This window comes from Peribacillus sp. FSL E2-0218 (genome assembly GCF_037992945.1).
GTDB classification, from domain to species: Bacteria; Bacillota; Bacilli; order Bacillales; family DSM-1321; genus Peribacillus; species Peribacillus simplex_B.
Map to the genome: position 1 here is coordinate 2,837,451 of NZ_CP150304.1, position 25,875 is coordinate 2,863,325.

At 42.3% G+C, this 25,875-nt stretch carries 28 protein-coding genes and 1 pseudogene; 10 read left to right on the forward strand and 19 right to left on the reverse strand.

Annotated elements, in window-relative coordinates; translation table 11 throughout:
• Window positions 1-19: 19 nt before the first annotated feature.
• Together MHI53_RS13575 and MHI53_RS13580 are read right to left on the reverse strand one after the other, a co-directional pair.
• Window positions 20-673, reverse strand: coding sequence for an MOSC domain-containing protein (locus MHI53_RS13575; RefSeq protein WP_340371522.1), 654 nt, complete (start codon window positions 671-673; stop codon window positions 20-22).
• A 402-nt stretch (window positions 674-1,075) separates the two neighbouring features.
• The gene (locus MHI53_RS13580; protein WP_061140476.1) at window positions 1,076-1,915 is read right to left on the reverse strand and encodes a Ku protein; all 840 of its coding nucleotides are present in this window, start codon (window positions 1,913-1,915) and stop codon (window positions 1,076-1,078) included.
• 152 nt (window positions 1,916-2,067) lie between these two features.
• Between MHI53_RS13580 and ligD the strand changes: the two genes are divergently transcribed.
• Complete coding sequence (gene ligD / locus MHI53_RS13585; RefSeq protein ID WP_340371523.1) at window positions 2,068-3,909, forward strand: DNA ligase D; 1,842 nt, start codon at window positions 2,068-2,070, stop codon at window positions 3,907-3,909.
• A gap of 267 nt (window positions 3,910-4,176) precedes the next feature.
• Here ligD and dapF read toward each other — a convergent pair whose 3' ends face one another.
• The 5 genes from dapF to MHI53_RS13610 all read right to left on the reverse strand — a co-directional run bounded on the left by dapF (window position 4,177) and on the right by MHI53_RS13610 (window position 8,769).
• Complete coding sequence (gene dapF / locus MHI53_RS13590) at window positions 4,177-5,163, reverse strand: diaminopimelate epimerase (protein ID WP_340371524.1); 987 nt, start codon at window positions 5,161-5,163, stop codon at window positions 4,177-4,179.
• A gap of 185 nt (window positions 5,164-5,348) precedes the next feature.
• Complete coding sequence (locus MHI53_RS13595) at window positions 5,349-6,650, reverse strand: NCS2 family permease (protein WP_061140473.1); 1,302 nt, start codon at window positions 6,648-6,650, stop codon at window positions 5,349-5,351.
• A gap of 154 nt (window positions 6,651-6,804) precedes the next feature.
• Window positions 6,805-7,380, reverse strand: coding sequence for a carbonic anhydrase (locus MHI53_RS13600; RefSeq protein ID WP_061140472.1), 576 nt, complete (start codon window positions 7,378-7,380; stop codon window positions 6,805-6,807).
• A gap of 90 nt (window positions 7,381-7,470) precedes the next feature.
• Entirely contained in the window at window positions 7,471-8,265 is a 795-nt protein-coding gene (locus MHI53_RS13605; RefSeq protein ID WP_340371525.1) for a hypothetical protein, read from the reverse strand.
• Between the two features lie 183 nt (window positions 8,266-8,448).
• Window positions 8,449-8,769 carry a DUF4870 domain-containing protein gene (locus MHI53_RS13610; RefSeq protein ID WP_061140470.1) on the reverse strand — a complete coding sequence of 107 codons (321 nt, stop codon included), beginning with the start codon at window positions 8,767-8,769 and terminating at the stop codon, window positions 8,449-8,451.
• Window positions 8,770-8,980: 211 nt separating this feature from the next.
• Here MHI53_RS13610 and MHI53_RS13615 point away from each other — a divergent pair, with 211 nt between their 5' ends.
• The 4 genes from MHI53_RS13615 to MHI53_RS13630 all read left to right on the forward strand — a co-directional run bounded on the left by MHI53_RS13615 (window position 8,981) and on the right by MHI53_RS13630 (window position 11,903).
• Complete coding sequence (locus tag MHI53_RS13615; protein ID WP_061140509.1) at window positions 8,981-9,760, forward strand: undecaprenyl-diphosphate phosphatase; 780 nt, start codon at window positions 8,981-8,983, stop codon at window positions 9,758-9,760.
• A 351-nt stretch (window positions 9,761-10,111) separates the two neighbouring features.
• Window positions 10,112-10,666, forward strand: coding sequence for a GNAT family N-acetyltransferase (locus MHI53_RS13620; protein ID WP_061140469.1), 555 nt, complete (start codon window positions 10,112-10,114; stop codon window positions 10,664-10,666).
• 186 nt (window positions 10,667-10,852) lie between these two features.
• Window positions 10,853-11,245 carry a CidA/LrgA family protein gene (locus tag MHI53_RS13625; RefSeq protein ID WP_061140468.1) on the forward strand — a complete coding sequence of 131 codons (393 nt, stop codon included), beginning with the start codon at window positions 10,853-10,855 and terminating at the stop codon, window positions 11,243-11,245.
• A complete protein-coding gene (locus tag MHI53_RS13630) occupies window positions 11,220-11,903 on the forward strand; it encodes an LrgB family protein (protein ID WP_340371526.1) in 684 nt (227 codons plus the stop codon). The genes MHI53_RS13625 and MHI53_RS13630 overlap by 26 nt, the downstream gene beginning before the upstream one ends.
• A 45-nt stretch (window positions 11,904-11,948) precedes the next feature.
• On the opposite strand, the gene MHI53_RS13635 is transcribed toward MHI53_RS13630, so the two are convergent.
• Both MHI53_RS13635 and MHI53_RS13640 read right to left on the reverse strand, forming a co-directional pair.
• Window positions 11,949-12,092 (reverse strand): DUF2639 domain-containing protein, encoded by a 144-nt coding sequence (locus MHI53_RS13635; protein WP_081092263.1) that lies wholly within the window; start codon window positions 12,090-12,092, stop codon window positions 11,949-11,951.
• A 54-nt stretch (window positions 12,093-12,146) separates the two neighbouring features.
• Window positions 12,147-13,235: an undecaprenyldiphospho-muramoylpentapeptide beta-N-acetylglucosaminyltransferase gene (locus MHI53_RS13640; RefSeq protein WP_340371527.1), complete on the reverse strand. Its 1,089-nt coding sequence runs from the start codon at window positions 13,233-13,235 to the stop codon at window positions 12,147-12,149.
• Between the two features lie 183 nt (window positions 13,236-13,418).
• Between MHI53_RS13640 and MHI53_RS13645 the strand changes: the two genes are divergently transcribed.
• From MHI53_RS13645 to MHI53_RS13655, 3 genes are all read left to right on the forward strand, one after another.
• The gene (locus MHI53_RS13645; protein ID WP_340371528.1) at window positions 13,419-14,207 is read left to right on the forward strand and encodes a mechanosensitive ion channel domain-containing protein; all 789 of its coding nucleotides are present in this window, start codon (window positions 13,419-13,421) and stop codon (window positions 14,205-14,207) included.
• Entirely contained in the window at window positions 14,093-14,530 is a 438-nt protein-coding gene (locus MHI53_RS13650) for a mechanosensitive ion channel domain-containing protein (RefSeq protein WP_340371529.1), read from the forward strand. The genes MHI53_RS13645 and MHI53_RS13650 overlap by 115 nt, the downstream gene beginning before the upstream one ends.
• Before the next feature lie 874 nt (window positions 14,531-15,404).
• Window positions 15,405-16,760, forward strand: coding sequence for an MATE family efflux transporter (locus MHI53_RS13655; RefSeq protein WP_061140465.1), 1,356 nt, complete (start codon window positions 15,405-15,407; stop codon window positions 16,758-16,760).
• A 37-nt stretch (window positions 16,761-16,797) separates the two neighbouring features.
• Here MHI53_RS13655 and MHI53_RS13660 read toward each other — a convergent pair whose 3' ends face one another.
• Complete coding sequence (locus MHI53_RS13660) at window positions 16,798-17,568, reverse strand: SDR family oxidoreductase (protein ID WP_340371530.1); 771 nt, start codon at window positions 17,566-17,568, stop codon at window positions 16,798-16,800.
• Window positions 17,569-17,784: 216 nt separating this feature from the next.
• On the opposite strand from MHI53_RS13660, the gene MHI53_RS13665 reads away from it, so the two are divergent.
• Window positions 17,785-18,195 (forward strand): Hsp20/alpha crystallin family protein, encoded by a 411-nt coding sequence (locus MHI53_RS13665; RefSeq protein ID WP_340371531.1) that lies wholly within the window; start codon window positions 17,785-17,787, stop codon window positions 18,193-18,195.
• A gap of 136 nt (window positions 18,196-18,331) precedes the next feature.
• On the opposite strand, the gene MHI53_RS13670 is transcribed toward MHI53_RS13665, so the two are convergent.
• From MHI53_RS13670 to MHI53_RS13695, 6 genes are all read right to left on the reverse strand, one after another.
• Window positions 18,332-19,093 carry a CAP domain-containing protein gene (locus MHI53_RS13670; protein WP_340371532.1) on the reverse strand — a complete coding sequence of 254 codons (762 nt, stop codon included), beginning with the start codon at window positions 19,091-19,093 and terminating at the stop codon, window positions 18,332-18,334.
• A gap of 664 nt (window positions 19,094-19,757) precedes the next feature.
• A complete protein-coding gene (locus tag MHI53_RS13675; RefSeq protein WP_340371533.1) occupies window positions 19,758-20,195 on the reverse strand; it encodes a FixH family protein in 438 nt (145 codons plus the stop codon).
• Between the two features lie 19 nt (window positions 20,196-20,214).
• The gene (locus MHI53_RS13680) at window positions 20,215-21,630 is read right to left on the reverse strand and encodes an ATP-binding protein (RefSeq protein ID WP_340371534.1); all 1,416 of its coding nucleotides are present in this window, start codon (window positions 21,628-21,630) and stop codon (window positions 20,215-20,217) included.
• Window positions 21,627-22,313 carry a response regulator transcription factor gene (locus tag MHI53_RS13685; RefSeq protein ID WP_061140459.1) on the reverse strand — a complete coding sequence of 229 codons (687 nt, stop codon included), beginning with the start codon at window positions 22,311-22,313 and terminating at the stop codon, window positions 21,627-21,629. The genes MHI53_RS13680 and MHI53_RS13685 overlap by 4 nt, the downstream gene beginning before the upstream one ends.
• 5 nt (window positions 22,314-22,318) lie before the next feature.
• A complete protein-coding gene (locus tag MHI53_RS13690) occupies window positions 22,319-23,281 on the reverse strand; it encodes a WD40 repeat domain-containing protein (protein ID WP_340371535.1) in 963 nt (320 codons plus the stop codon).
• 111 nt (window positions 23,282-23,392) lie between these two features.
• The gene (locus MHI53_RS13695) at window positions 23,393-23,659 is read right to left on the reverse strand and encodes a hypothetical protein (RefSeq protein ID WP_340371536.1); all 267 of its coding nucleotides are present in this window, start codon (window positions 23,657-23,659) and stop codon (window positions 23,393-23,395) included.
• Window positions 23,660-23,769: 110 nt separating this feature from the next.
• On the opposite strand from MHI53_RS13695, the gene MHI53_RS13700 reads away from it, so the two are divergent.
• Window positions 23,770-24,012, forward strand: a complete 243-nt coding sequence (locus tag MHI53_RS13700; protein WP_081092267.1) for a DNA alkylation repair protein — start codon at window positions 23,770-23,772, stop codon at window positions 24,010-24,012.
• 56 nt (window positions 24,013-24,068) lie between these two features.
• Here the strand turns inward: MHI53_RS13700 and MHI53_RS13705 are convergent.
• From MHI53_RS13705 to MHI53_RS13715, 3 genes and pseudogenes are all read right to left on the reverse strand, one after another.
• A pseudogene (locus MHI53_RS13705) lies at window positions 24,069-24,218 on the reverse strand (hypothetical protein); the annotation flags it as partial.
• Between the two features lie 65 nt (window positions 24,219-24,283).
• Window positions 24,284-25,210, reverse strand: a complete 927-nt coding sequence (locus MHI53_RS13710) for a CobW family GTP-binding protein (protein ID WP_340371537.1) — start codon at window positions 25,208-25,210, stop codon at window positions 24,284-24,286.
• 123 nt (window positions 25,211-25,333) lie between these two features.
• A complete protein-coding gene (locus MHI53_RS13715) occupies window positions 25,334-25,867 on the reverse strand; it encodes a cupin domain-containing protein (RefSeq protein ID WP_340371538.1) in 534 nt (177 codons plus the stop codon).
• Window positions 25,868-25,875: the final 8 nt, after the last annotated feature.

Sequence of the window (25,875 nt, forward strand, 5' to 3'; positions counted from 1 at the left end):
TTTTCATTTTCCCTACAATTCATTCAGTCCTGCCAGCCTGAATGCGCTTTACGGCCCTTTGTTTCCAGTCGTCCGCGAGTGAATCCACAGCAAGTAATGCACTCGCTCCTTCCTCCCCGTCCCGTCCATGAAGGATCACCTCAGTTGCGAATTGAACCGTGATTTTTTCCTGCTGGCGTTCGAGTAACAAAATTTCATCTTGTTTCTTTATGGTCCCCTCTTTGATCACTCTTGCAAAATAACCAGTGAAACCCGTTTTCATAACTATTTTCGAAAGCCCGGCCTCACGGTTAAAATGGGAAATCGTCGAACATGGGATCCTTCCCTGGTTAATTTGGACGATCGCATCGCCTATTTGATAAATATCACCAATATAGGTAGCATCCTCTGTCATCCCTGCAACGGTTACATTTTCACCAAACGCGGGAATATCAAGCCTTTTATTGAACTTCTCATTCCATAATGCGTAGTGTTCATAGGGATAAAAACATACGACTCGATCAGGGCCTCCATGAAACTTTTCATTGCCTACCCCATCACCCATTAGGCCAGATTTCGTTACAGTCACGGTGTCCACTGCTTGTTTATTCATGGCAGAAAAAATGTTGACATTCGCAAATGTTTCTTGTTTGGGCTTACTGACTTGAAGTGAAACTATTTTCTTGTTTTCCATTCTTCGTCTCCCTATCCTCATTTAGTATATACCATCCTTATATGAATAAATTATACTAAAAATCCATTTGATTCTATAGCCGAATAGGAGAATATCCCAAACTTAAAAACCGAAAACGGTTCCCATGCTTTCAATTGGTTGAAATATCATGGAATTCCAGAAAAAATCATCAGTAAGTTATCGTAATTTTGTTGCTATTTCAGAATTAAATATGATAGAATATGAACACAATATATAGTCGAAAACTACAACGGTTCGCCTATATGTTGATTTCACGATTGAATTCCTCATTGTCGCTCTTAAGGGAGCGATTTTTTTTTTGCCCTGCATCGATCTCCACTTAAACGAAAACCCAAATAAAAAGCCAAGCGACGCACTCCTACTCCGCTTGGCTTTTTAGTATTATGCTTGTTTCTTTTTTTTCGTTGCCGCCTTCTTACGGGTGGTTCTTTTCTCCGGTTCTTCATGCTTCGTCCGGTCAATGGAAGCTTGCAACGCCTCCATTAAATCGGTTACATTGTTTGCTGCCGGTTCCGACGTTTTGGCTGCAATCGTCTTCTGTCCCGTTTTCTTTGATTCAATCAGTTCGAGTAAAGCGGTGCGATAATCATCCGTGTATTTGGTTGGTTCAAAAGTCGACGTTAATTGATCGATTAAAAGCACGGCCGTATCAATTTCTTTTTTTACGATCGCATCATTTGCAGGGATGTTCGGAACATCGGCTGCGGAGCGGACTTCATCCGGATAATGAATCGTCTCCATCACAAGGGTATTATCAACGACCCGAATGACTGCCATTTGCTCTTTTGAGCGAATGATGATTTTGGCGATCCCCACCTTATTGGATTCCTTAAGTGCCTGTCTTAGAAGGGAATAAGCCTTAATCCCCCCATCATTGGGGGACATATAATAACTGCGGTTAAAATAGATCGGATCTATTTCTTCTATTTTCACGAAATCCACGATTTCCACTGCTTTTTCTTCATTCTGTTTTTTTAGCTGTTCCAGTTCATTGTCCTCCAAAACGACAAACTTTCCTTTTGTATATTCGAAAGCGCGGACAATATCATCTTTACCCACTTCTTTCTGGCAAACCGGACACACTTTTTCATATTTGATTGGTGAATGACATTCCTTGTGCAGTGTCCGTAAAGATATATCCTTATCTTCCGTAGCCGCATGAAGTTTAATCGGAATGTTCACCAAACCGAATGATATGCTCCCCTTCCACATTGTATGCATATGGGTCACCTCATAACTTATTTTTAATTTTGAGAACACAGTTATTATTCCCCTTTGTAAAAAAAAAACCGAAAAAAAATTTGCCAACTCTAACCCGTTGTTTTTTTGGCAAAATAATGTTAATCATTTATTTGCGGAAGGTGTTTTTCAAAATGAAACCGATGCTGCCCACTTATTACCCGGAAGCGCCCGTCTCTAACGATTGGCGTTATGAAGTCAAATATGACGGCTTTAGGGCCATCTTAACGATTGACTCCGATACGATAAGCATCAAGAGTCGAAACGAGAAGGAATTATCCACGTTATTCCCGGAAATCGTTACATTCATAAAAGAAATGGAACTTGAAGCGTATCTACCGTTGCAGTTGGATGGAGAATTGGTCTGGCTGACGAATCAAGCCAAAGCAGACTTTTTTCAAATCCAATGGCGTGGCCGCCTGCGTAACCCATTATTGATTTCTGAAAATGCTCATTTTTCCCCATGCCGTTATATAGCGTTCGATCTGCTGCGCATAAAGGGCAAGGACATCAGAAATCAATCCATGGAAGAGCGCAGGGAATGGATGGTGAAGATGGGAAAAGAACTTGGCCTCCCTAGTCCTCCTGACCCAGCAGATAAAGCTTTAGTACAAATAATTAAGAGCTTCAATTCTTTGAATGTCGCGATGAATGAAGTAATCCTTTTGGATGGCGAGGGAATGGTTGCAAAGGAAATACGGGGAACCTGGCAAGAAGGGAAGCGAACCACCGCCTGGATTAAAGTGAAGAATTGGAAGGACATTTCCTGTTTCATCACGGCATTGCATAAAGAAAATGGATACGTTTCCCTCGGGGTATACAAGGATGGAAAAGTAATGAAAATTGGCAGCGTCAAAAATGGTCTGAGTGCCCAAAATAAAGGGATCCTGCATGATTTAATCAAGCGAAATGCCTCTGGAGAGGACGCCCAATTTTTTTATATCCAACCTTCGATATGCATCGAAGTTCAATGCTTGCATGTTTATGAAGAAAATGAATTGCGCGAGCCCCAATTTTCCCAATGGCTTCTGAACTTGGATCCAAAAGAATGCACATGGGAGAAATTCGTAATAAGCCAGTATACCTTTCCAGAAACCGTTCAAATAACCTCCCGTGATAAGCCATTATGGACAACGGCTGGCAAAGACGTGATTAAAGTGGAATACCTCCAATACTTGCGTGAAGTTTCCGCTTTCTTCCTACCTTTCTTAAAGGAAAAACTATTGACTACGATCAGGTATCCTCATGGCACGCTCGATCAAGAGAGATTTTTCCAGAAAAACAAGCCTGACTATGCGCCGGGCTTCATTAAAACGTTCAAGGACGAAGATATTGAATATATGCTATGCAACGATGTTGAAACGCTACTTTGGTTTGGTAACCAACTGGCTTTGGAATTCCATGCCCCGTTTCAAAAAGCGGGGAAAACAAAACCTGATGAAATCGTCTTGGACTTGGATCCTCCTTCGATCGAATACTTTTCACTAGCAATAAAGGCAGCACAAGAAATAAAAAAGGTGATGGACTCATTAAGAATGGAAGCTTTTGTTAAAACGTCCGGCAACAAAGGGCTTCAGGTACACATCCCGCTGCCCGAAGACCAATTCACTTACCAAGAGACACGCATATTCACCGATTTTCTCGGCCATTACCTTACAAGTTCCCACCCCAATGATTTTACGATGGAAAGATTGAAAGTGAACCGGCATAATCGACTTTACTTGGACTTTATCCAGCACAGTGAAGGAAAAACCATCATAGTGCCATATTCGCCACGAGGGAATGGTTTTGCAGGCGTAGCTACACCTTTGTTTTGGGAAGAAGTGGACGAAGACCTCCAGCTAAAAAACTTTACCATCCTAACCGTCCCGACCCGTATCAAAAGGGACGGCTGTGCTTTCAGGGAATATCGCCATGTCGATAATGGCACTGCCTTCCAGGATGTATTGGCCTTTCTCAAGCAAAAGAAAGACTAGCATTGGCGCTTATAATTGTAAAATTGGGGCGTTTTCCCGTAAGTTTACGGCATTCTCTCTTCATTTGCAGACGGTTTCTCACGATTGGGAGCGGTTTCTTGCGAGTTTGGGTGCTTTACTCGTGAATTTCGGTGCTTTATTCGCCAGTTTGGGTGCTTTACTTGCCAGTTTGGGCATTATTGGAGCCACTTGAAAGAGCTACTCGCTCAAGATTACGTTTCAAAAAAAAGGTTGCGAATCCATTGATTCGCATCCTTTTTTTCTTGTCTATAATGCAGTTTGCAAGTAGGTTTGAACTTCATCTTGCAGTTTGGCATATAGGCTTGCTTCTTCTTCGAATTCGTCTTTTTCGAGTATTTCAAATTGGTCGGGATGATTTTTGTCTATTTCAAGTGATACTTTGAATTCATAGGTTGCGTTCCCGATTAGGTCAATTGAATAGGTTTGATTTTCTGTATCATGGTGTACGACGCATTTAACTTTTCCGCCGTTATTGTATACGGAAATTTCGCGCTCCAATTCATTCAATCCAGCAAAGCAGGTTACTAGGCTAGATGCTGACATCGCCGTTCCACAAGCATTGGTGAAGCCTACTCCACGTTCAAAGGTCCTTACGTAAATGCTGCCTGGTTCGAGTTCTTTGACAAAACTGACATTGACGCCATCAGGGAAAAGCTCATTCGGTTGATTGACCTTGACGGAAAGGTCCTCTTGCAGGTCGCTTTGTAAAATGGCGTTATCTACAAGGGTAATCAAATGCGGATTGGGAACCGCCAATGCCGAAAACAAAAGGGAAGAATGAAGCTCTGGCAATGGTTCGTTTTGCAGCGTTTCTTTTTCAATGATGAGCGGCAAATCCTTAACATTGAAACTGACGGGGGAAATTTCAACCTTGAACGTTGGAATCCCCTGATAAATATCATCCGTTTTTTCAACGAGTAAATTTGCTTTCATCGTTTCGACGATCATTTTGTCGAGTCCTAACACATCATTTGCATATCTTGCCACACAGCGAAGTCCATTACCGCACATGGATGCTTCCGATCCATCGGCATTAAAGACACGCATCCGGCAATCAGCCTGTTCACTTTTCATCACAAACAAAATACCGTCTGCTCCAAGTCTCCCCCTATTGCAAAGTGCCTTCGCTAAGTTTTCTCTTTCTTGTTCAGTAAACGTCAAGTTCGTGGTCAATTCATCAATGATTAAGAAATCATTTCCTGAGCCATGGCTTTTTAGCCCTTCAATAATCATCCTGTCACTTCCTTAAATATGCATGTCATTATCATTTTTTAAAATATTCTATATCATAGCATTTTCACAATCGATGTGTCATCGCGAAAAGTAAAAAAATCATCCGATCCCTCAATATTATGTACTATGCAAGGAAGAGCGGCCGACAGGAGAAATCCTCCTTTCCAACCGCTCTTCCAAAAGTATTAACCGATCAAACCGATGATGAAATAGACGATAAACATGGCCGCACTCACATACATCGGGGCTGAAACTTCTCTCGCCTTTCCGGTTACAAGCTTCAAGAATGGATAGAGAATGAAACCGAATGCCATTCCATCAGCAATACTGTACGTGAATGGAATGATCGTAATGATCATGATTGCAGGTACACTCTCGGTAAGATCGCTGAAATCCAATCTTTTAATGTTCCCTAGCATCAAAATGCCAATGATGATCAAGATCGGCGCAATGGCACTATCCGGGATCACTTTTATCACTGGGATAAATAGCAATGAAAGGATGAAAAGCAAGCCTGTTACAACCGAGGTCAATCCGGTCCTGCCTCCAGATGCAATTCCAGCTGCCGTTTCAACTGTTGCAACGGTAGGACTTGAACCGAAAATACCTGATAACAGAACGGAAACACTTGTCGCCTTAAGCGACTTTTTATAAGCATCCTGGCGATTGATACTGTCTACATGTCCGTGTACGAGACCGATATTTTCAAAAACAAGAACCATCGTCATCGCAAAGACACTTATCCAAAACTCAATCCGGTCCGCTTCCATGAACGATAATGAAAAGAAAAGATCGCTATAAGAAGCTGTATCCATCCCTGAAAAATGGATATCAGATAATTGAATCGTCCCGCACAAGTAGGCAATAAGACTGCCTGCCAGGATGGTGATCATGAAATTACCAGGCACATTCTTGATGAAAAGCGTAATTGCCAGCAAAAAGGTCAGCACCGTAGCACATACAGCTGGGTTGCTTAAATCTCCCAGTGCAATGATGGAGGTTGAACCTTCCGTGATAATCCCGCCCTTTTCAAGACCAATCAGCATCAAGAATAAGCCTAGGCCAACTGATATGGCATCTTTCAGCGAACTTGGTATAGAATCACTGATTAACCTGGAGTATTTAGTAAAAGCAATGATCACGAAAATAACTCCAGAGATAAATACAGCACCAAGCGCTGATTGCCAGGATAAACCCATTCCTTGGACCATCGTATAAGCAAATAGTGCATTCACGCCCATTCCTGGAACGAGGAGGATCGGGACATTCGCCCAAATTCCTATCATGATGCAGCTTACGGCGGATAAAAGGATGGTGGCAATGACCGCACCATTAATCGGTATGCCCGCTTCCGATAAGATCAGGGAATTCACGATGAGGATATATACGATCGTAAAATACCCTACCATTCCGGCAAGGATTTCTCGTTTTCCATTCGTTCCATGGCTAGAAAAATGGAAAAGGGATTCCAAATTTAATTTCTTCATGTTGTATCCTTATTAAATTGTCCCTCGCCCACCCGTTTGTTTAAGTGACAAACTACACTTGGCGATTTTATCAAAATTACGGAAAAAAATAAATAGAATTATTAAAAATAAAGAAAACTGCCGAAAATAGTTCCGGCAGTTACAAAGCTCTCTATTACTTTTCTTCTACAGCAGCATACCCATCGACTACCACTTCCAGCTTCCCTGTATCAGGGGAAATGATGAGTCCGTGTACAGGTATGTTTTTAGGAATCAAAGGATGGCTTTTTATGATTTCCACACTGTTTTTACAGCTTTCATAAACATCATCAAATCCACGAAGCCAGGTGCGGATATCGATTCCAGCCGCTCCCAGTGTATCGATGGTGTTCTTCGGAATATCACGTGCGACCATCTTTTCGACGACAGAATCCGCGTCGACGGAAGCCATCCCACAATCATGGTGAGGTATGACCAATACTTCATCCGCTTTAAGCTCATAAATGGCAACTAGGATACTCCGCATCACACTTCCAAACGGATGGGAGACGATTGCCCCGGCAGTCTTCAATATTTTCACATCGCCATTTTTAACATTCATCGATTTTGGCAGTAGCTCCACGAGCCTTGTATCCATACAACTTATGATGACCATTCGTTTTTCAGGGAACTTATCAGTTTTATACTTAACATATTCCCCTTTTTCTACAAATTGTTCATTGTAATCCAGAATCTCATTAAGTAAACTCATATTTACCACCCTTTTTATGTAATTATGCAAAAGTATTTCCCTTTTATTATATCAAATATTTAATAGATTTACTAAAGGGTATGGTCGTAGTCAATTTGAACGATGATTTAAGGCGGCGGCACAAAACCCGAAGATGATTAATCTGGGGATTTTTTCTACAGGAGATGAAAAGGTAAGGATAGGCGTATTTGTCTTAAATCGCCTTCCCCACTCAACAGGCATCCATCCTTCTTGGTAGGTTACGATTTTTTTCCCATCTATCGTTGCAATCTCAAATGAATTTAAACTTCCCGGCGTGTCAATGGGCATCCATTCCGTCCCATCCTCCTTGTAGATCATTCCTTCGATTTTCATAAAGGTCCTTTTTTCTTGATAGGAGCCAATGAGGCTCCCTTCTTCATCCATGATCGCCATTTCATTGAATAGCCCCCTCCCGATATGATACTCGGCAAGTACGTGACCCTCAGGATTGACTAGATCATACCGTTTGGCCAAGAGCATCGACAAGAAATTAGGTACCATCCACATGAACCACTTCATATTCCTATCCCGGATCTCGCCCATCAGGTTACCATCAGGTGCAAATAGAAGCAAACGCAATGTCGGTGCCGGCAAGAATGTCAGCAAAATATGTTCGGCATCCAATAAGCCGGGATTCGTGCCATATAGATCACGAGGCAATTCCTTGATTCGACTTTCATATATTCGATGGACGATATATAGGGCAATACTAATTAACATGAACGGAGCCGTAATCAAGATAATAGGGCCAGGGATCAAACCGACAACATGGCCAATGAAAAAGATAACGGCCAACCCAAGAGATATCGAGGAAGCATGAAAATTGGAATGGCTCATCTTTTGATAATATTCTCGTATATTCATATACTATTCAGCTCCACACTCCTCACTAAGAAAGTTTCTCCGCCTACCTAGCATTCCAAGGCGCCAGCCAACCAATCCCCTTCGTTCACTTAATTCGCTTTCAGATGATCGATTCCCTTTTTTAATCTGCCTATTCCAGGCGCAAAAAGGATTCCGTTATGAACGGAATCCTTCTATCTCTTACTATAGTATCCTAAAAATCAGCGGGAACCGGTAATCCGTTCCTTCATAAGCCCTAATGGCAGCAATGATCGTGAATATGATTAACGCGATGCCGATAACCGGCAATAGCAAGAATCCAACCAAGACTATCGTCAGGATCCCTGCTACGATCGAATAAATGGTGTAGGAAATGAAAAAATTCAAATATTCCCTTCCATGATAATCCACAAACGGTGATGAGTCCTTCTTCAGTAACCAAATCACTAAAGGACCGATAAATGCTGTGAAAAAGCTGATCACATATATAAGGGCAGCAAACACTCTTTCATCTTTAGTAGGCATAGTGTCTTCTCCTCCTCTCTTATAAGAATAAATTACGAATCAAATGAGGATTGGTTTCATTTTCTTTTCATTTTATTCGAAAAAAAGTAAAGGAGAGAACCTTTTTTGCTAAATCCTCAACGACAAAATATGCGGACATGTTCAACCAGCTGGTGCATAAAGATAAAATAATGGAATTTCCGATATTTTCAGGAATGGAGTGATGAATTTGCTGAACGAATTCCAGGCCTTCATCCTTGGGGTCATTCAAGGCCTGACGGAGTTTTTACCTATATCGAGCACCGGACATTTATATTTGGGGAGGCATTTATTCCATCTTGATGAAGCAGGCATTTTTCTAGATACCATGCTTCATATCGGAACGTTGCTGGCATTATTGGTGGTTTATAAGAATGATATCCTCTCCATTTTGAAAAATCCTTTTTCCAGACTGACCTTGGTCCTCATTGTCGGGACAATCCCTGCAGTGATTGCCGGCCTTTTACTCAGCGATTGGTTTGATGGCCTTTCAAAAACAGGTGTGACCATCGGCTGGGAATTTTTAGCGACTGGATTGATTTTATGGGTAGCGGACGGAATCAGAAAGGGCGGAAAATCACTCCATGAAATTTCCGTCAAAGATGCTTTGATCATCGGAACCTTCCAGGCTGCTGCGATCATGCCTGCGCTTTCGCGTTCAGGACTTACGATAGCTGCCGGGCTTTTTTGCAAGTTGGATAGGGCCACTGCCGCCTATTTTTCCTTTTTGCTTTCGATTCCAGCCATTACTGGCGGCATTGTATTTCAGATGAAGCCCATTTTTACAGGGGAGGTTGAGCGGCTTCCCCTTACTGCCCTTTTTGTCGGGACCCTTGCAGCAGCTATCTTTGGGTATATCGCAGTGGTATGGATGATCGACTTCCTAAAGAAACGGTCGCTTAAAATATTCTCCATTTACGTATGGGCGCTTGGAGCCATCATTTTATGCATGCAGTACACAGGAAAGTTTTAAGGATTGTATCATTTCCTTCTTGAAAAACAGGTGAAAAACCGCATTTTCAAGGGAGAAATACAAGCGTTTGCCCGCTATTTATTCACGTCGAAAAAAAGTTGGAATTTGACGAAAAAAAAAGGCAAAAAACCTATTCCCAAACCGATTTTTTTTTAGTATTATACCTTCGTAAGCTTCTTTAGATTTATATAATTTCTGACAATAAAAATAGGGAAGGCAAATGGTGCGCCACCGGTTTCCGGTTCTAGTGGGTTCGATTCCCACCCCGAAATTTTTTGATGAACGACTTAAAAAATTTCGAGGGTGGGCAGCGACTACGCATAAAAACTGCCCTCAAACGGAGGGACGGAAATGTTAAAAAAGAGAGATTTCTCAGATTGTTTTTCTCTTTATGAACAAATGACGCATCCAGATGTCTTCCCTTTCGTGCGCCATAAAGTAGATTCATATGAAGAATATGTATTCATTACTAAGCAAACGATCGAGGCAGAAGAAGCTGGGGAACTGATTTCACGAACGATCCTGGACGAATGGGAAAATCCGATCGGTTGCATTTCTTTATACGACATTGAAAATGGTGCAGGTTTCTTAGGCACATGGCTTGGCAAGTCTTATCATGGAAAAGGATATAATGCAATCGCAAAAGACGCTTTCTTTAAAGAGCTTTTCTTTGAGCTCGGATTGGAGACGGTCTTCATGCGAATCCGCAAAAAGAATATCCGTTCGATCAAAGCTGCTGAAAAGCTGCCTTATGCCGTCAATGCCAATGATACAAGAAAGTCTCTTTATGATCAGATCAATCATGAAGGAGATATCTTCGATTTGTTCGAAATCCCTAAAGATTTATACACCTTTCATATCCTTAGGCAGCATGATGATGACGAACAGCAATTACTCGAAGCATAAAAATTTTCTAATCTTTTCATATATAGGATGGGAGCTTCCAAATTTGGATAGCTCTTTTTCCCGTTTTCAAGAGCTGCACCGAAAAGAATGTTGGAATTCCCTATTCTTTTTAGGGATATTTTTTTATAATGAATACAATTGACCAATTCAACGATATATTCAAAGCGTCATTGAAAGGATTTAATCATGAAAAAAATATTGGCTTTTCCCGTGCAGCTTACCGTGCTGCTCGTCATTTGCAAGCTCGGCTATTATTTGGCTGACTTATTTCATTTACCCATCCCTGGCAATGTCATCGGCATGATTTTATTATTCATTTTATTACAAACGAAGGTTTTAAAGGTCGAGTGGATTGAACTGGCTTCAGGATTCTTAGTGAAGCACCTCGCCTTTTTCTTTATTCCCATTTCCATCAGTTTAATGACCATGGGATGGCTATTTATTGAATTCGGTTTGCCTTTGGCACTCACACTTGGAGTCAGCTTGATTTTCGGATTCATCGTTTCCGCATGGACCGTTCAGAAATTTTCTCATAGAGGAGAGGTCAATCAGCATGACAGCGCTAATCACACCTTATAGCATCCTGATAACTTTCCTTGCCTATTATATGGGACGGAAATTATATGCCAAACGCCCATCACCATTTACAACGCCTGTATTTTTCAGTACTATCACCATCATTCTCATCTTATTGGCCACCGGTTTGGATTTTGATGATTATTCGCCAGCAAAGGATATCATCTCCTATTTCCTCGGCCCTGCAACCGTCGCCTTGGCTGTTCCGCTTTATAAAAATAGAAGGATAATCGTTAAATATGCGATACCGGCGATTAGCGGGATGATATTGGGCCTTATGGTCACCTTGGCCATCGCCTTCACCATTGCACAGGCCTTTTCACTACCGCAATTCATCCTTCAAGGCTTGGCGGTTAAGTCGATAACCGTGCCAATCGCGGTGGAAATCACCGAGCTTTATGGCGGTGATTCCAATATATCGGCAGCCTTCGTCATTTTGACCGGTGTGCTGGGAACGATGATCGCTCCGAAAATGATGGATAAATTGAACATTACCATGCCCTTTGCCCGCGGTATCGCATATGGGACCATCGCTCATGGTCTTGGAACGGCGCAAGCGGCTCAGGAGAGCGAGTTTACCGGAGCTGTTGCCGGTGCGGCCATGGCGATTGCAGGTATCCTGATTTCATGCTTCTTTCCTGTCATCAGTCATTTCCTTTAAATAAAAATAACCGCAACGCCAATGACGTTGCGGTTATTTTTATGGTTAATTCTTCTTCAGGTCTTCGTATAAACGCCTTAAAATATGTGTTTTATAAAGCTCGAGCTTTTTCTTCTCGATTGGGTGATAGCTTATCCCTCCGGCTTTTAATTGCTGGATGAACCACCCCTTGGAATATTCATAAGCCATACTGCCCCCTCCTCTGTTCAAGAAATAGATATGCTTCAAGGAGGGGATTGATACTTATTTTTTTGCTGTCATGACTTCAAGTAATAAATCATACATTTCTGAAGCAGTCTTGAATGGACGTTTTTGACGCATTTTCTCCTGATATTCACCGGATTGATCGACCAATTCTGCTAGTGTGTCTTTGAAAACCCGATCATTCAACTCTTCTTCTTGAAGGACCTTACAAAATCCCTGTTTTTCAAAGCTGGATGCATTGAGGATCTGATCTCCACGTGATGCATTGGCACTTAGGGGGATCAACAGCATCGGCTTTTGCAAACCAAGGAATTCAAAAATTGAATTGGATCCAGCCCTTGACACGACCACATCTGCAGCCGCCAGAAGGTCGAATAACTCCTCATGGACGAATTCGAATGGTGCGTATCCTGGTTGTTTCAATTCCGTTTTCACATGTCCTTTTCCACAAATGTGAATGATCTGGTATTCCTTTAATAAGACATCGAGATTATCAGTGATCAAGTTATTGATTTTCACTGCCCCAAGGCTGCCGCCCATGACGAGCAACACCGGTTTTTTGCTTGTAAACCCGCAGAATGCCTTGCCGGCAGAAGCGTTTCCCTTGAAAATTCCATCCCGCAATACAGCCCCCAGATACATCGCCTTATCATGTGGAAGGCCTTTTTCGGTTTCCTGGAAGGTCGTGAATATTTTTGATGCAAGTGGCATGGCAATTTTATTCGCAAGGCCAGGAGTATAATCCGATTCATGTATGGCGATCGGAATCCTCAGCATCCTTCCTGCCAAAACGACGGGAACGGAAACGAATCCACCTTTAGAGAAGATGAAATCGGGCTTCTCCTTTTTTAAAATTTTCCTTGCATCGAAAATCCCTTTTATGACCCTGAAAGGATCTTTCATATTTTCAATGGAAAGATACCGACGGAATTTCCCAACGGAAATCGTTTCATAACGCACCTCGGGAAATTCCTTTTCGATAATATCTTTTTCGATGCCTTTTTTTGAACCAATATAGGTAACATCCCAATCCTGCTTGAGGAATTCTGGGATGATTGCTGCATTAACTGATACATGACCGGCAGAACCGCCACCGGTAAACACTATTTTCTTAGTCAATATTTCCACCTTCCAAACTTAAAAAGTCACTTTGCATCCATATTACCATATATCCTTGCCATTAATAACTTGAAAAAGCATTTATGTGGATCGCGCTCTCTTCAATCATCAATAATTTTTCCTTTTTCAGCATGGATATATTATAATCTTAGTATTCTACAATACTACAAGATACATTGGAGGAGTAATACATTGCAAGAAGTTTCTGAATCACTAAATCAATTCGATGGAATCGATGCCTGGACCCAATTAGGAATTACAATCGGCATTTTCCTAATCTTTCTTTTACTTCGGAAAGTATTCACTACATATATATTCAAATTCTTTCTTCGAATTGCTGAAAAACGAAAAATTGAATTTGCCGCCAACTTAATGCTCGCTTTGGAAAGGCCGGTAAGATGGCTTATCGTATTAATCGGTGTCATTATTTCCTTGAACTATTTTCCGATTGACTCACCTTCGGATGAACTCAAATCAAAAATTTACAGATCGTTTTTTGTTTTCCTATTCTTTTGGACGATTTTCAATATCAGTTCGATCTTGACCATTTTATTTCCGAAGCTTGTAAGTAAATTCGGCCTGGAAGTTGACCAAATTGTCCTGCCGTTTTTCACAAAAATCATTAAATTGATCATCATCGCTTTTGGAGCATCCATCATTGCGGAAGAATGGGGATTCAATGTCGACGGATTTGTTGCAGGCCTTGGCTTGGGCGGATTAGCTTTCGCTCTTGCTGCCAAGGATACCGTCAGCAATTTCTTCGGAGGAATCGTCATCGTTACCGAGAAGCCATTCACCATAGGCGATTGGATCAAAACCCCAGTGTGGAGGGCACGATTGAAGACATCACGTTCCGAAGCACCAAAGTGCGGACCTTTGCCCAGGCGCTCGTTACCGTACCGAATGCGACCCTCTCGAACGAACCGATCATCAACTGGTCCAAGATGGGGAAACGCCAAATTGCCTTCCATTTGGGTGTGAACGTTACAACCCCAAAGGAAAAGCTGGAAAATGTCATTAAAGACATCGAGACTATGCTGATTGAGCACAAAGAGGTGCATCCGGAAACGATACTCGTCAAATTTGATGAATTCAGTCATTCCGGTTTCAATCTCTATCTTTACTTCTTTACCAATGCAACTGACTTTGGCGGATATTTATCCATCAAGGAAGACGTCAACTTTAAAATAATGGAGATACTCGAACGGGAAGAAGTCCAAATCGCCATTCCTTCCCAAGCCTTCATTCTCCAAAAAGACTCAAATGTAGAAGCAATGAACGAATTTGAATCGATGCGCGACTGACAAAAAGACTTGCCCTAAATCGGCAAGTCGTAGCTCTTGTAAGCCAAAAGGCTTCGGAAGTCTCATTCCGAAACCTTTTGGCTTTTTGAATATGGGATATGAAAGAGTGATACTCACTTTTGCCGTCTTCTAATTCGCATAGATAATCTTTTAAACTAGTCATGATATTACCGAGTCATTCTTGAAGAGGTACAGAACTCCTGCGGGAAATGCGTGTCGAGGTGAGACACCGCAGGCTAAAAGCCAAGGAGGCTCACGGACTGCCCGCGGAAAGCGAGCACTTGCAGTGAAACGAAACCTTCATCATCCAAATCATCAAACGGGGAGCAAGCAGGATGCCATTTTCGTATTCACGCAGAGTGAAGTGGAACGGAGGGTGCGAGACTCCTGCGGGAAATGCGTGTCGACGTGAAACACCGCAGGCTAAAAGCCGAGGAGGCTCACGGACTGCCCGCGGAAAGCGAGCACTTACATTGAAACGAAAGGTTCAGAATATAAATCATCAAACGGGGAGCAAGCAGGATGCCATTTTCGTATTCACGCAGAGTGAAGTGGAACGGAGGGTGCGAGACTCCTGCGGGAAATGCGTGTCGACGTGAGACACCGCAGGCTAAAAGCCGAGGAGGCTCACGGACCGCCCGCGGAAAGCGAGCACTCGCAGTGAAACGAAACGATCATCATACAAATCATCTCACGCATAGTGGAATGGAAAGGTCAGATTTTATAAAACTAAAATCGAATTGTCTACATCCAAAGACTTGCTCTTAATCGGCAAGTCTTTTTATTGCCAAATAAACTTAAAAACATCACACCATTATGTGATATAATCTTTTCATTGTGTTTACAATTAAAAATTAGATATAGAGGTACATCGATGAATCAGACTTATACGAAAGCACAAAAGATCCGCCTGTTATTTTATATATTAATTCCCATCCTGATTACCCAACTCAGCATGTATGCCATGACATTTTTCGATGTGATGATGTCTGGGCAGTACAGCACGCAAGACGTTGCCGGCGTGTCGATCGGCAGTTCACTTTGGACTCCCGTCTACACGGGGCTGAGCGGGATATTGATCGCCTTGACGCCTATCGTTTCACAGCTTATTGGTTCCAGGAAATTTAAATCCGTTTCCTATTCCGTCATGCAGGCGGTCTATTTAGCCATCGCTTTGGCCTTGGTCATCTTAATCGTCGGGGCGTTCTCTATAAATCCGATTTTGAATGCCATGAATCTTGAGGATAATGTTCATCGGGTAGCCCATGATTATTTAATTGCCCTATCTATCGGAATCGTTCCCCTATTCGTTTATAACGCATTGAGGGCCTTCATAGATGCGTTGGGCCAAACTAAAATTTCCATGATGATCACTTTGGGTGCACTCCCGATAAACGTCATATTCAATTATCTTTTCATTTACGGAAAGCTAGGTTTCCCCGAACTAGGCGGTGTCGGTTCCGGTTATGCCACTGCCATAACCTATTGGATCATTGCCCTTGTTGCGATCCTCGTGGTGGTGAAGATCAGCCCGTTTTCCACTTATGACATCTTTCGTGAATTTTTCCGGGTTTCCTTGAAAGAATGGCGCGCCTTATTATCGATCGGGGTCCCCATCGGGTTGGCCATCTTTTTTGAAACAAGCATTTTCTCGGCCGTTACCCTCTTGATGAGTAAATATGATACCGTCACAATAGCATCGCACCAGATTGCCATGAATTTTGCGTCCCTGCTTTATATGATGCCGCTTAGCATGTCCATGGCATTGACGATAGTCATCGGCTTTGAAATCGGAGCGGCTCGCTACAAAGATGCCAAGGAATACAGCATGATCGGCATTACTCTCGCTTTGATGATGTCACTCGTATTATCAGCGATCCTATTTTTCTTCCGGGAACCTGTTGCTTCTGCTTATACAAAAGATCATGCGGTCATGATGCTGACATCGCATTTTTTAATATATGCCATCTTCTTTCAGATTTCAGATGCCCTCCAGGCACCGATTCAAGGCATATTGCGTGGATACAAGGATGTGAATGTCACATTTGCGATGTCGCTTGTGTCTTACTGGATTCTCGGGCTTCCGATCGGCTTTTTCTTTGCCCGGTATACCGATATGGGCGCCTTTGGATATTGGATCGGCCTAATATCCGGATTGGCTTTGGGAGCGGTTGGACTGGCGGCCCGCTTAAGGTTCATCCAGCAAGTCAAATTTAAAAAATTGGCGTAAAAATGGGTGAGGCTGGATTACCGGCCTCACCTTTTTTTCACACGGAAGATCTTTTCCCAAGGACATCCTTCCCGCCCGTGACCGGTATGATGCTGCCTGTGATGAAATCCGATTTTTCCTCACATAGGAACGAGATGACCCTCGCTATATCCTCCCCTGTACCTGGTCTGCCGATTGGTACGGTACCATCCTTTTCCTCTTTCGCGACCTTAATCTCCTGCTCCTTCCATTCACCGATGATATCGCCAGGACAGACCATATTCACGGTAATGCCATGCGCGGCTTCTTCCGCAGCCAATGTTCTCGTTAAGGAGGTCAAGCCACTTTTTGCGGCGGCAAATGCTGAGCGGTAAATCCATCCCGGTGCAGTTTCACAGCGTTCAAATCCAAGAGTAATGACTCTTCCCCAGCCTATTCTGCGCATTTGTGGAATAAGTACCTTGGCAAAATAGAAAAATCCATTTAAATTACCATCCATGATATATTTCCATTCTTCACTGCTGTATTCATTCATCGGTTTACGGTCGTGCATATACGGCCCAGCGTTATGCACGAAGATATCGACATGGCCAAAGGTCTCAAGCACCTTACCCATGATACGTTGGCAATCTTCCTCACTTGCTGCATCACCTTGGATGGCGAGCGCCTTCACTTCTTTTTTCCGTAATTCTTCCACCAAAGCTAGAGCTGCCTTGCTGCTTTTTCGATACGTGATGACGATAGACATTCCTTTTTCCGCTAACGAATATGCCACCCTTTTGCCGATTCCCGTTGCGCCTCCAGTAATAAAAGCTACTTTTTCATCCACAGGCCATCCCTCTTTATCTAAAGGATTTTACTTAATTATACATAAGTTTAGCCCATTTTCTATAATTTAGTAATTGTTTGAACGAACCTCTAGGCTTTAGCCTGCATAAAATGCAATAAATAAACCTGTCAGTCCATATGCAGGAGAGAGGAATTCGATATGTTTCCCTGGAATTCACTTTTTTCTTTTAAGAACAACCCTAATCAAAAGGACTTCATGAAAAATATGCAGCAAAGTGATGTACAATCGTTCATCGAAAAAGTATTTTCACAAGTCATTCCTGACAATATGCAAGGCATGATGAACCAAAATAATCTCGGTTCAAAAAAAGCACCGGCCCGAACAGAGCATCCCATGCAAGCTGATGTATTCGAAACCCATTTATATGTGTTTGTAAGAATTCCGATCGTTGATGAATCTTGGCTAAAGAAAATGAAACTTTACCATACCTCTAACCAATCGATCATCGAGGGGATTCCAGAAGCCTCCGATCGTCACGTCATCACGCTGCCTGCACTTGTGAAGAAAAAAGGGGCATCCGCCCAATTTAAAGAATCGACATTGGAAATACGCCTTCAGAAAAGCTTCCATACCCAGTATTCCGAAATCGATGTATCCGAGTTTTGATTTAGGAGCACACTTAGGAGTGGATGCGGTTCCTGCGCTTTCCTCCAATCTTCATGCCATTCGACTAATAAATGGAAGCTAAAAAAAGCACACCCCATTTCGATGGGATGTGCTCTTATGTGAAACTATCGATTTATTATTTTCCGATGAATTGTTGAGTCCAGTAGTTACCAGATTCTACGTAACCTACTCCAATGTGAGTAAAGCTAGAATTCATGATATTTTCACGGTGACCTTGGCTGTTCATCCATGCTTGTACCACTTCTTCTGGTGTTTGCTGACCTTGTGCGATGTTTTCACCAGCTGATGAATAGCTGATGCCGAATTTTTTCATCATATCGAATGGTGAGCCATAAGTTGGGCTATTGTGGTCAAAGTAATTGTTATCTTTCATGTCTTGAGACTTGATACGAGCAACTTTGCTCAACTCTTTGTCGACTTTAAGAGCAGCCAAACCTTGTTTTGCACGCTCTGCATTCGTTAATTTAACGACTTGTTGTTCAAAAGCACTTAATTCAGAGTTTGTCTCGGTTTTTTCATTAGTAGGTTTTTCTGGTTTAGCTTCTGGTTTTGCTTGGTTAGTCGTTCCATTTTGAACAGGTTTTGGTTCTGGTTTTTGTACTGGCTTTTGTTCTGGTTTTTGTACTGGTTTTTGTACTGGTTTTTGTACTGGTTTTTGTACTGGTTTTTCTTGTGCTTGTACTTGTGCAGCAGGTAGAGTGATATTATATTTAGCTAGATATTGGTTTAGGACCTTTTGCATATCTTCTTGATTCATTGCTTTATATGTTACTTGTTTAACAGTATCACAGTTAGCTGCTTCCGCTTGGTTAGCTCCTACTCCTGTGAATATAATTGCTGCAGCCGCTGCTGCTGACATGATCATTTTCTTTTTCATTCGTATTTCCTCCTGTGATGTTCGTTTTTTTGTTGTTCTTGCTTCTGGAATTATCATAACATGCATTTTTTGTAATATATGCACCATGAATTCCCATCGAATTTACAGGGTACGAACGAGAATGGTTTTTTATCCACGTTTCAGAGAAAGCAAGCGAAAAAGCTTAATCTATCTATGTTTTGAAAAGTAGTATATATACTCATATTTTTCCAGACATTCCTTGTCAATGGTAGTTACATAGAACCATTTCCATTGAATACTAATAACTTTTAATTGACATATCATTTCCAAGCTGAATTTTATGACTTTCTTTACTTTTATGTTACAAATTTTTCGATTCCGCTTCTTAAGTCCCAATATTAGGAACACCCATATTTCCAATTAAATAACGATTCGAACTGACTTCGATCGTTGCTTATCGACTCGCATCATCCATTCCATTCGACTATGCGTGAGTCAAGGGCAAGCTTTCACCTAATCATCTTGTTCAATCGGTTTGTCTGGAGGACTCATGGAGAAGAACAGGCTATTTCCATCTTTGGGGCACTGGTTGAGCAAGGATTTACGTGCTTTCAATTCAATGAAATAACAAAAAGGCTTCGGATGGGGAACCATTCCAAAACCTTTTTGGCTGTATCCTGCGTTACCGGAAGTAGTCGCAGTTTCAATTCATGTCTTCTTGATCCATCTCGTCCATTTCCTTTTTCCCGTCATTTTGTTCAGGAGGACTTGGTTTGCCAATGACGAATTCTTCCTTGGGCATGCTGTGCATATCTCTTGCCGTTACGTGGGCATATACATAATAGGTACCTTCTTCATCAAAGGTCTTTTCGATTTCATAAATGCCATTGCCCTTATGCTTGGCAGCAATTTTGTCATGTTCATCACTATTTGCCAACCAAATTTCAAAACTGACATCATCCGCATCCTTCACCTTTTCATCCCCATATGTCACCTTAGCCTGGAACTTCACAGGCTCCTTCACTTGGCCTTGAATCGGATCGACAGCCAAGTCGACATTTAACAGTTGTGGAATGTCATCCTTCTTTCCACAGCCAGCCAACATAATGAACATCGTGCAAAATAATATGATTTTTTTCATCTTGAACGTATCCCCTTTTTTAAGAAGTCCACTCTTCTTTTATTGTCGGAAGTATGATCTTGACCTTTGTCCCGATTTTTTCCTTGCTTTGGATTTCAATTTTGCCATGCTGCCATTCCACCATTTTTTTAACGATGGAAAGTCCAAGCCCCGAGCCTCCATCAAAACGGCTGCGTGCTTTATTCACCCGATAAAAACGATTCATCACATATGGAAGATCTGCTTTTGGAATTCCTGTGCCGGTATCAGATATCGATAGCTCGCATTCCTCATTCTGCTGGATGAGGGTGATATGGATGGATCCGCCTTGATTCGTATACTGAATCGCATTATCGATGATATTATGAAGGATTTGCTCCATCCTGCCTTCATCTCCATCTATAATCGGATCTGGATCCAGCTCATATTCCAAGGACAATTGCTTCTCTTTTATAATCGGTTCATATTTAGCCAGGACATCTTCAATGAATTGGGCAAAAGCTATCGGAGTTTTGCATATTTGGAATGAGTCGCCATCGACTTTAGATAAGTCCAGCAAATCCCCTACAATTCGCTGCAGTCTAAGTGCTTCCCGTGAAATCAGCTGAAGGTATTTCCGTTCTTCATCATTCTTCACGATTCCATCCAATATGGCGTGCGTGTAACCCTTGACGTAACTTAGCGGCGTCCTGAGCTCATGGGCCACATTTTCAAGGAACTCTTTTTTTCTTTCTTCCTCCAAATGAATGGAATTGGCCATATCATTAAACGCTTGCGCCAGCTTGCCAATTTCATCATGACTCTTTACCTGGAGCTGGATGTCATAGTCACCTTCCGAGACCCGATGCGCAGCAGTCTCGATTTCCTTTATCGGACTGACTAGCTTCTTCAACCATTTGGTTGTAAAATAAATGGCGATAATCAGGAATAATAGAATCGCCACGAGCCACTTCGCAGCAAATTCCTTCAGCAAGTCCGTAATGGAATCCACTGAAACATATGTATAGATGATACCTTCAAGGCGGTGGTCGTCATCAATCAAAGGAATGATGGCCGCTACGATGTTTTTGCCAAACCTTTTTTCATAGCCTTCTTTTTCGACCGCTTTTCCATTGAGGAGCATTTGCCTTTCTTCTTCGGAAATGAGTGTGTCATAATTGATGTCAAAAGGCAGACAAGCACTCAATTCCCTTGGATTGTTGACGACAAATACCTCGCTTTCGTTCTTGCTGTTGAACCATTCCACCTTTTCCTTGAAGTCATCATTGATTTCGCCACCGGTATAATCCTCACCAAGCAAGGAGGCTTCATTGACCAAATTTGTTTTAAGCTTCTCCACATAAAGGTTCTTATAATAATATTGTGAAAGGGAGTATGCGAACAGTACGGAGAGAATGATGGCAGTGATGATGGTCAGCCATAGCTTAAAGGTGAGCGATTTCCACTTATTGTTCATTTCTTTTCCTCGATCTTATAACCGATTCCCCACACGGTTTGGATGTAGTCGGCCGTCCTTAGTTTCATCCGCAGTGTTTTGATATGAGTATCGACCGTACGTAAAGATCCCCCATATTCCCCGCCCCAAATGTTTTCAAGGAGTTGCTCCCGACTAAGTGCCTGTCCTTTATGACGCATAAGAAATAAAAGTAATTCGAACTCTTTCAAGGTTAAGTTGATTGGCGATCCCTCCACCAAAACCGTCCTCGATGGGATGTTCAAGCTGATTTTTCCAAAACGTACATAGGCTTGATTTCCTTCGTTCATGGACAATTTCCCTGTCCTTCGTAATACGGCTTCAACTCTTGCTACCAATTCACCTGGATTGAAGGGCTTAACGATGTAATCGTCTCCTCCAAGCTTCAACCCCTTCACTTTATCCCATTCCTCACCTTTAGCACTGACAAATATCAATGGGATGTCCCACTTTTCCCTGATTTTTTCACAAACGGAGAAACCGTCCGTTCCTGGCATCATGATATCCAATAGGATCAAATCGACATCCTGTTTTTCAACAATGCCGATGGCTTCATTTCCATTCGCAGCCTGGAGGCATCGATAACCGGAGTTCAGTAAATACATTTCAACTAAATTCCGCATATCCTCTTCATCATCAACGACTAATATGGTGTAAACATGCATATCATCTACTCCCTCAACAACAATTGGAATGGACCTTCTCCGACTTTGACCGTTTGTTTAACAGCGATCGTCTTTGCATCCATCACATAAATTTCATCACTATCATATCCCGCCACAACCACGTCTTTTTTAAAGCTTGTCATTTCAAAAGGATTGACGCCGACCACTTTCCTTCCCACTTCCTCATATTGCTCATTCAATTTATATAAGGAGCTGGTTCCATGGCTCAGTACATAAATGCCTTCGTCACTCTCCAGGAACTTTATTGGCATCGTGGGCGCCTTCAATTTTTTCTTCAATTGGCCCGTTTTTGCCGAATATATGTACAGGTCCTCTTCGACGTGGTCCCCATCGCCATGGCCGCCTATCCAAATTTCATCCTTTTCTTCCCTTAATAAAGTGCCTGTGCTGGAGCTATGGATAGGAAATTCAAAGTCGATCTTTTTCGTTGCGAGGTTGATCACAGTGCATTTCGTATCACCAAAGTTGATTACATACAAACGGTTTCCCTTCTCCCCTTGCAAAACGGTCAAGGGACTTTTGCCAACCTTTACGACATCCTGCTGTTTCCCTTCCTCATCCAAAAAGTGTATCGAGTGGTCCGATTGGTTGACGGCGGCGATGCTTTTACCACCATGGAGGAGCTGCATATTGACGATCCCTTTCCCTGTTTTCCAGCTCGTTATCCGCTTTCCTGCTGATAAGGAATATACTTGGACTTGCTCCATTTCCTTTCCATAAAGAAGAATCGTATCTTTATCTGCCAGAAGGAGGGCTCCCGTGAAAGGTTCGGTCATATCCCATTCGGCAAAGGAATGATAGTTTTCATCCATGAAGGTCAGCGAGGTGTCCTTGATATTGACTGTGGCCAAGAACGCTTCTTTTTTATTAATTTTAGTGTATGCCGGACTGCCGTTACATCCTGTCAGCAAAAAGACGGCAAGCAAAAGATTAATGCCCCACTTCATCTGTAAGCTCCTTATTCGTAAAATATCTATATTTGGAAATTTTAACAATGATTTGTGAAAAAAGTATGAACCAGATAAGAAAATTTATTAACAAGGCTTTGGGCCACGGAATCATAGCTTCTCCATCTCAGCAAGATAAACCATTACGATAGCGTTTTTCATATCTTCCGAAAGCTGGGATTCCATTACACGTTTAATGCAAAGGTAAAACTTCTCGAGTTGAGTCTTGCGGGCACGCGGATGGGCATTTTCATCCAAAAGCTCCCGGCGGATGAGTTCCGATAGAAGGTCCGCTCCCCGTTCATCCGTCACCTTGCGATTATTCCAAATGCTTAGATATGCTTCCAATATTGCTTCCTTTTTACCTGCTTCTTTCATATTATCCCTTCCATCCCTTACTAATTTATACATATTACCGGTCAAGTTTGTAAAGACTATTTTACTAATAAGAACCATGCATTAAAAAAATTCAAAAAGGAGTGAGTACACTGTCTCAAGTATACCGCTGTCCGAATTGCCGGACAAATAAATCTCGCTTCAATCTCATTCAGCAAGTACCGACCCCCATCAAAAAGGACCCGCAATCCGGAGAGATTGTTGAACAATATTCAAACGATACTCTTCAACCATTCCATCTAGCCTATAATGGTCCAGAGGTGCGGGTGCAATGTGCTGCTTGCGGTTTAATCGAAGACGAAAAAACTTTTGCAGCATTTGGCTTGCAACAATAAAAAAAGGGTCAGACCCATCAAGGGGCCTGACCCTTTTTTCAATCATTTCCCACAGACTTTTTTGCCCGGTCTATGGCAATGGGAATGGCTTTTCCATCCTCATATCCTTCATCCAACAATGCATTTGCGATTTCTATTGCCTTTTCCCTGACCTGTTTATCCAGATTCTTCATTGAATCTGGATAATCTTTATTATTCCATGGCATGAATACCGCCTCCTTGATATGAATGTCTGGTTTTATATTTCCCTCATTCAAATGGCGGTAAACGTTTATGGTCTTGCTTTTGCTTCCAAAGCCTTCAGCTGATCGATCACCACAACCCTATCAAGCTTTTCCCCGATGATGACGATGTTCAATGGCATTTTCATCATTTCATTCATATACATCGGCATTCCATAGGAGTATTGGAATAAGTGGGGGTATTGCGAATGGGTAAAGGAAATGTATCCTTTCATGCGATAGACCGTTTCCGGAAGGGACCTAAGCCAATCTTCAAAATCCGTTTGCTTCACGGAGCCTTCAAAAGTATGGACGACAGCCGATAAATGCAAATGTTCCTGGACATCAAGCTTTTTATGGCCACCACTCTGTTTTCTTTGCATCTGCTGTAACGACTTCAAGGAAACGGCAGCATATTCGGTCAATAAACAGACCGCACCCATATTCAAGGCTTGTATCGAATAAATCAGCTGCGCCGCCTCCATCTCACTCACCAGGTCCGCTTTATTCAGCAAAATGAAATCGGCATGATGGATTTGCTCTGCAAGCAACTGGCGCAGCTGCGGGGACAACTCCTCCCTATCGCGCCACCTCAATAAATCGACAACCGTAATAATTCCTTTATACTCCAGCCTTTTAGCGAAAAGGGGTGACATGATGCCATCCAGAACTTCCACCGGATGCGCCGCACCAGTCGTTTCAATATAAACGGCATCCAAATCGTTTTCTGTGAGCAGCTCATGAAGCTGGACCTCCAGCTTATCCTGGATGGTGCAGCAGATACACCCGTCAAACAGCTCCTTCAAAGGCACTTCATCACCAATGAGGCCGCTGTCGACCGAGATGCTGCCGAGCTCATTTAAGAGCACGGCGACTTTCCTGCCCGCTTCACTTTCTTGTTTTAATATATTTCGCAGAAGCGTCGTTTTCCCGCTGCCGAGAAATCCGCCTAATATGTATACTTCAGTTGTTTTCATTCAAATCTGCTCCCATGATCCGATTATATTTACTTCCGTTAAATTTTATCATACTTAGCCTGTATAAGCACTTGCGGAACCAACAAAAAAAACCAGCCCGTAAGCTGGTTTTCCAATCATTGCTCATGCTTGAACTTCGTCTTTATCGTAAATCGGCACCCATCCTGCCTTTGTTACGAAAATACGGACAGCAACTGTTTTCCTATCTTCTGCCAAGGTGAAATAATGTCTTGTTGATTCTGGTACGCTAATTAGGTCGCCTGGTTTAAGACGTACATCAAACCACCGATCATCCGGTCCTTCAATGGCAAAGATACTCGTTCCGCCGGCAATGAAACGGACTTCATCATCTTCATGGTGATGTTCGTTCTTGAAGTTTTCAAGCAATTGATCCAAGTTCGGGGTTGTATCGGATAAGGTGATGATATCATGGGCTTTGTACCCTCTTCTTTCGGAAATCTCCGCTATCTCCGTTTGGAACGCTGATAGGATTTCTTCCTTATCAGCATCCGTTAAATCGTATTTTTCTACTAGGTGTGACGGTAATTTCGAAATATCCCACTGCTCATAAATCACCCCTTGTGTTTCCAAAAAGGCTTTTACCTGTTCACCGTTTTCAATAACTTCATTCGTTTCATGCAATCTAATTGTCGCCATCCTTCATT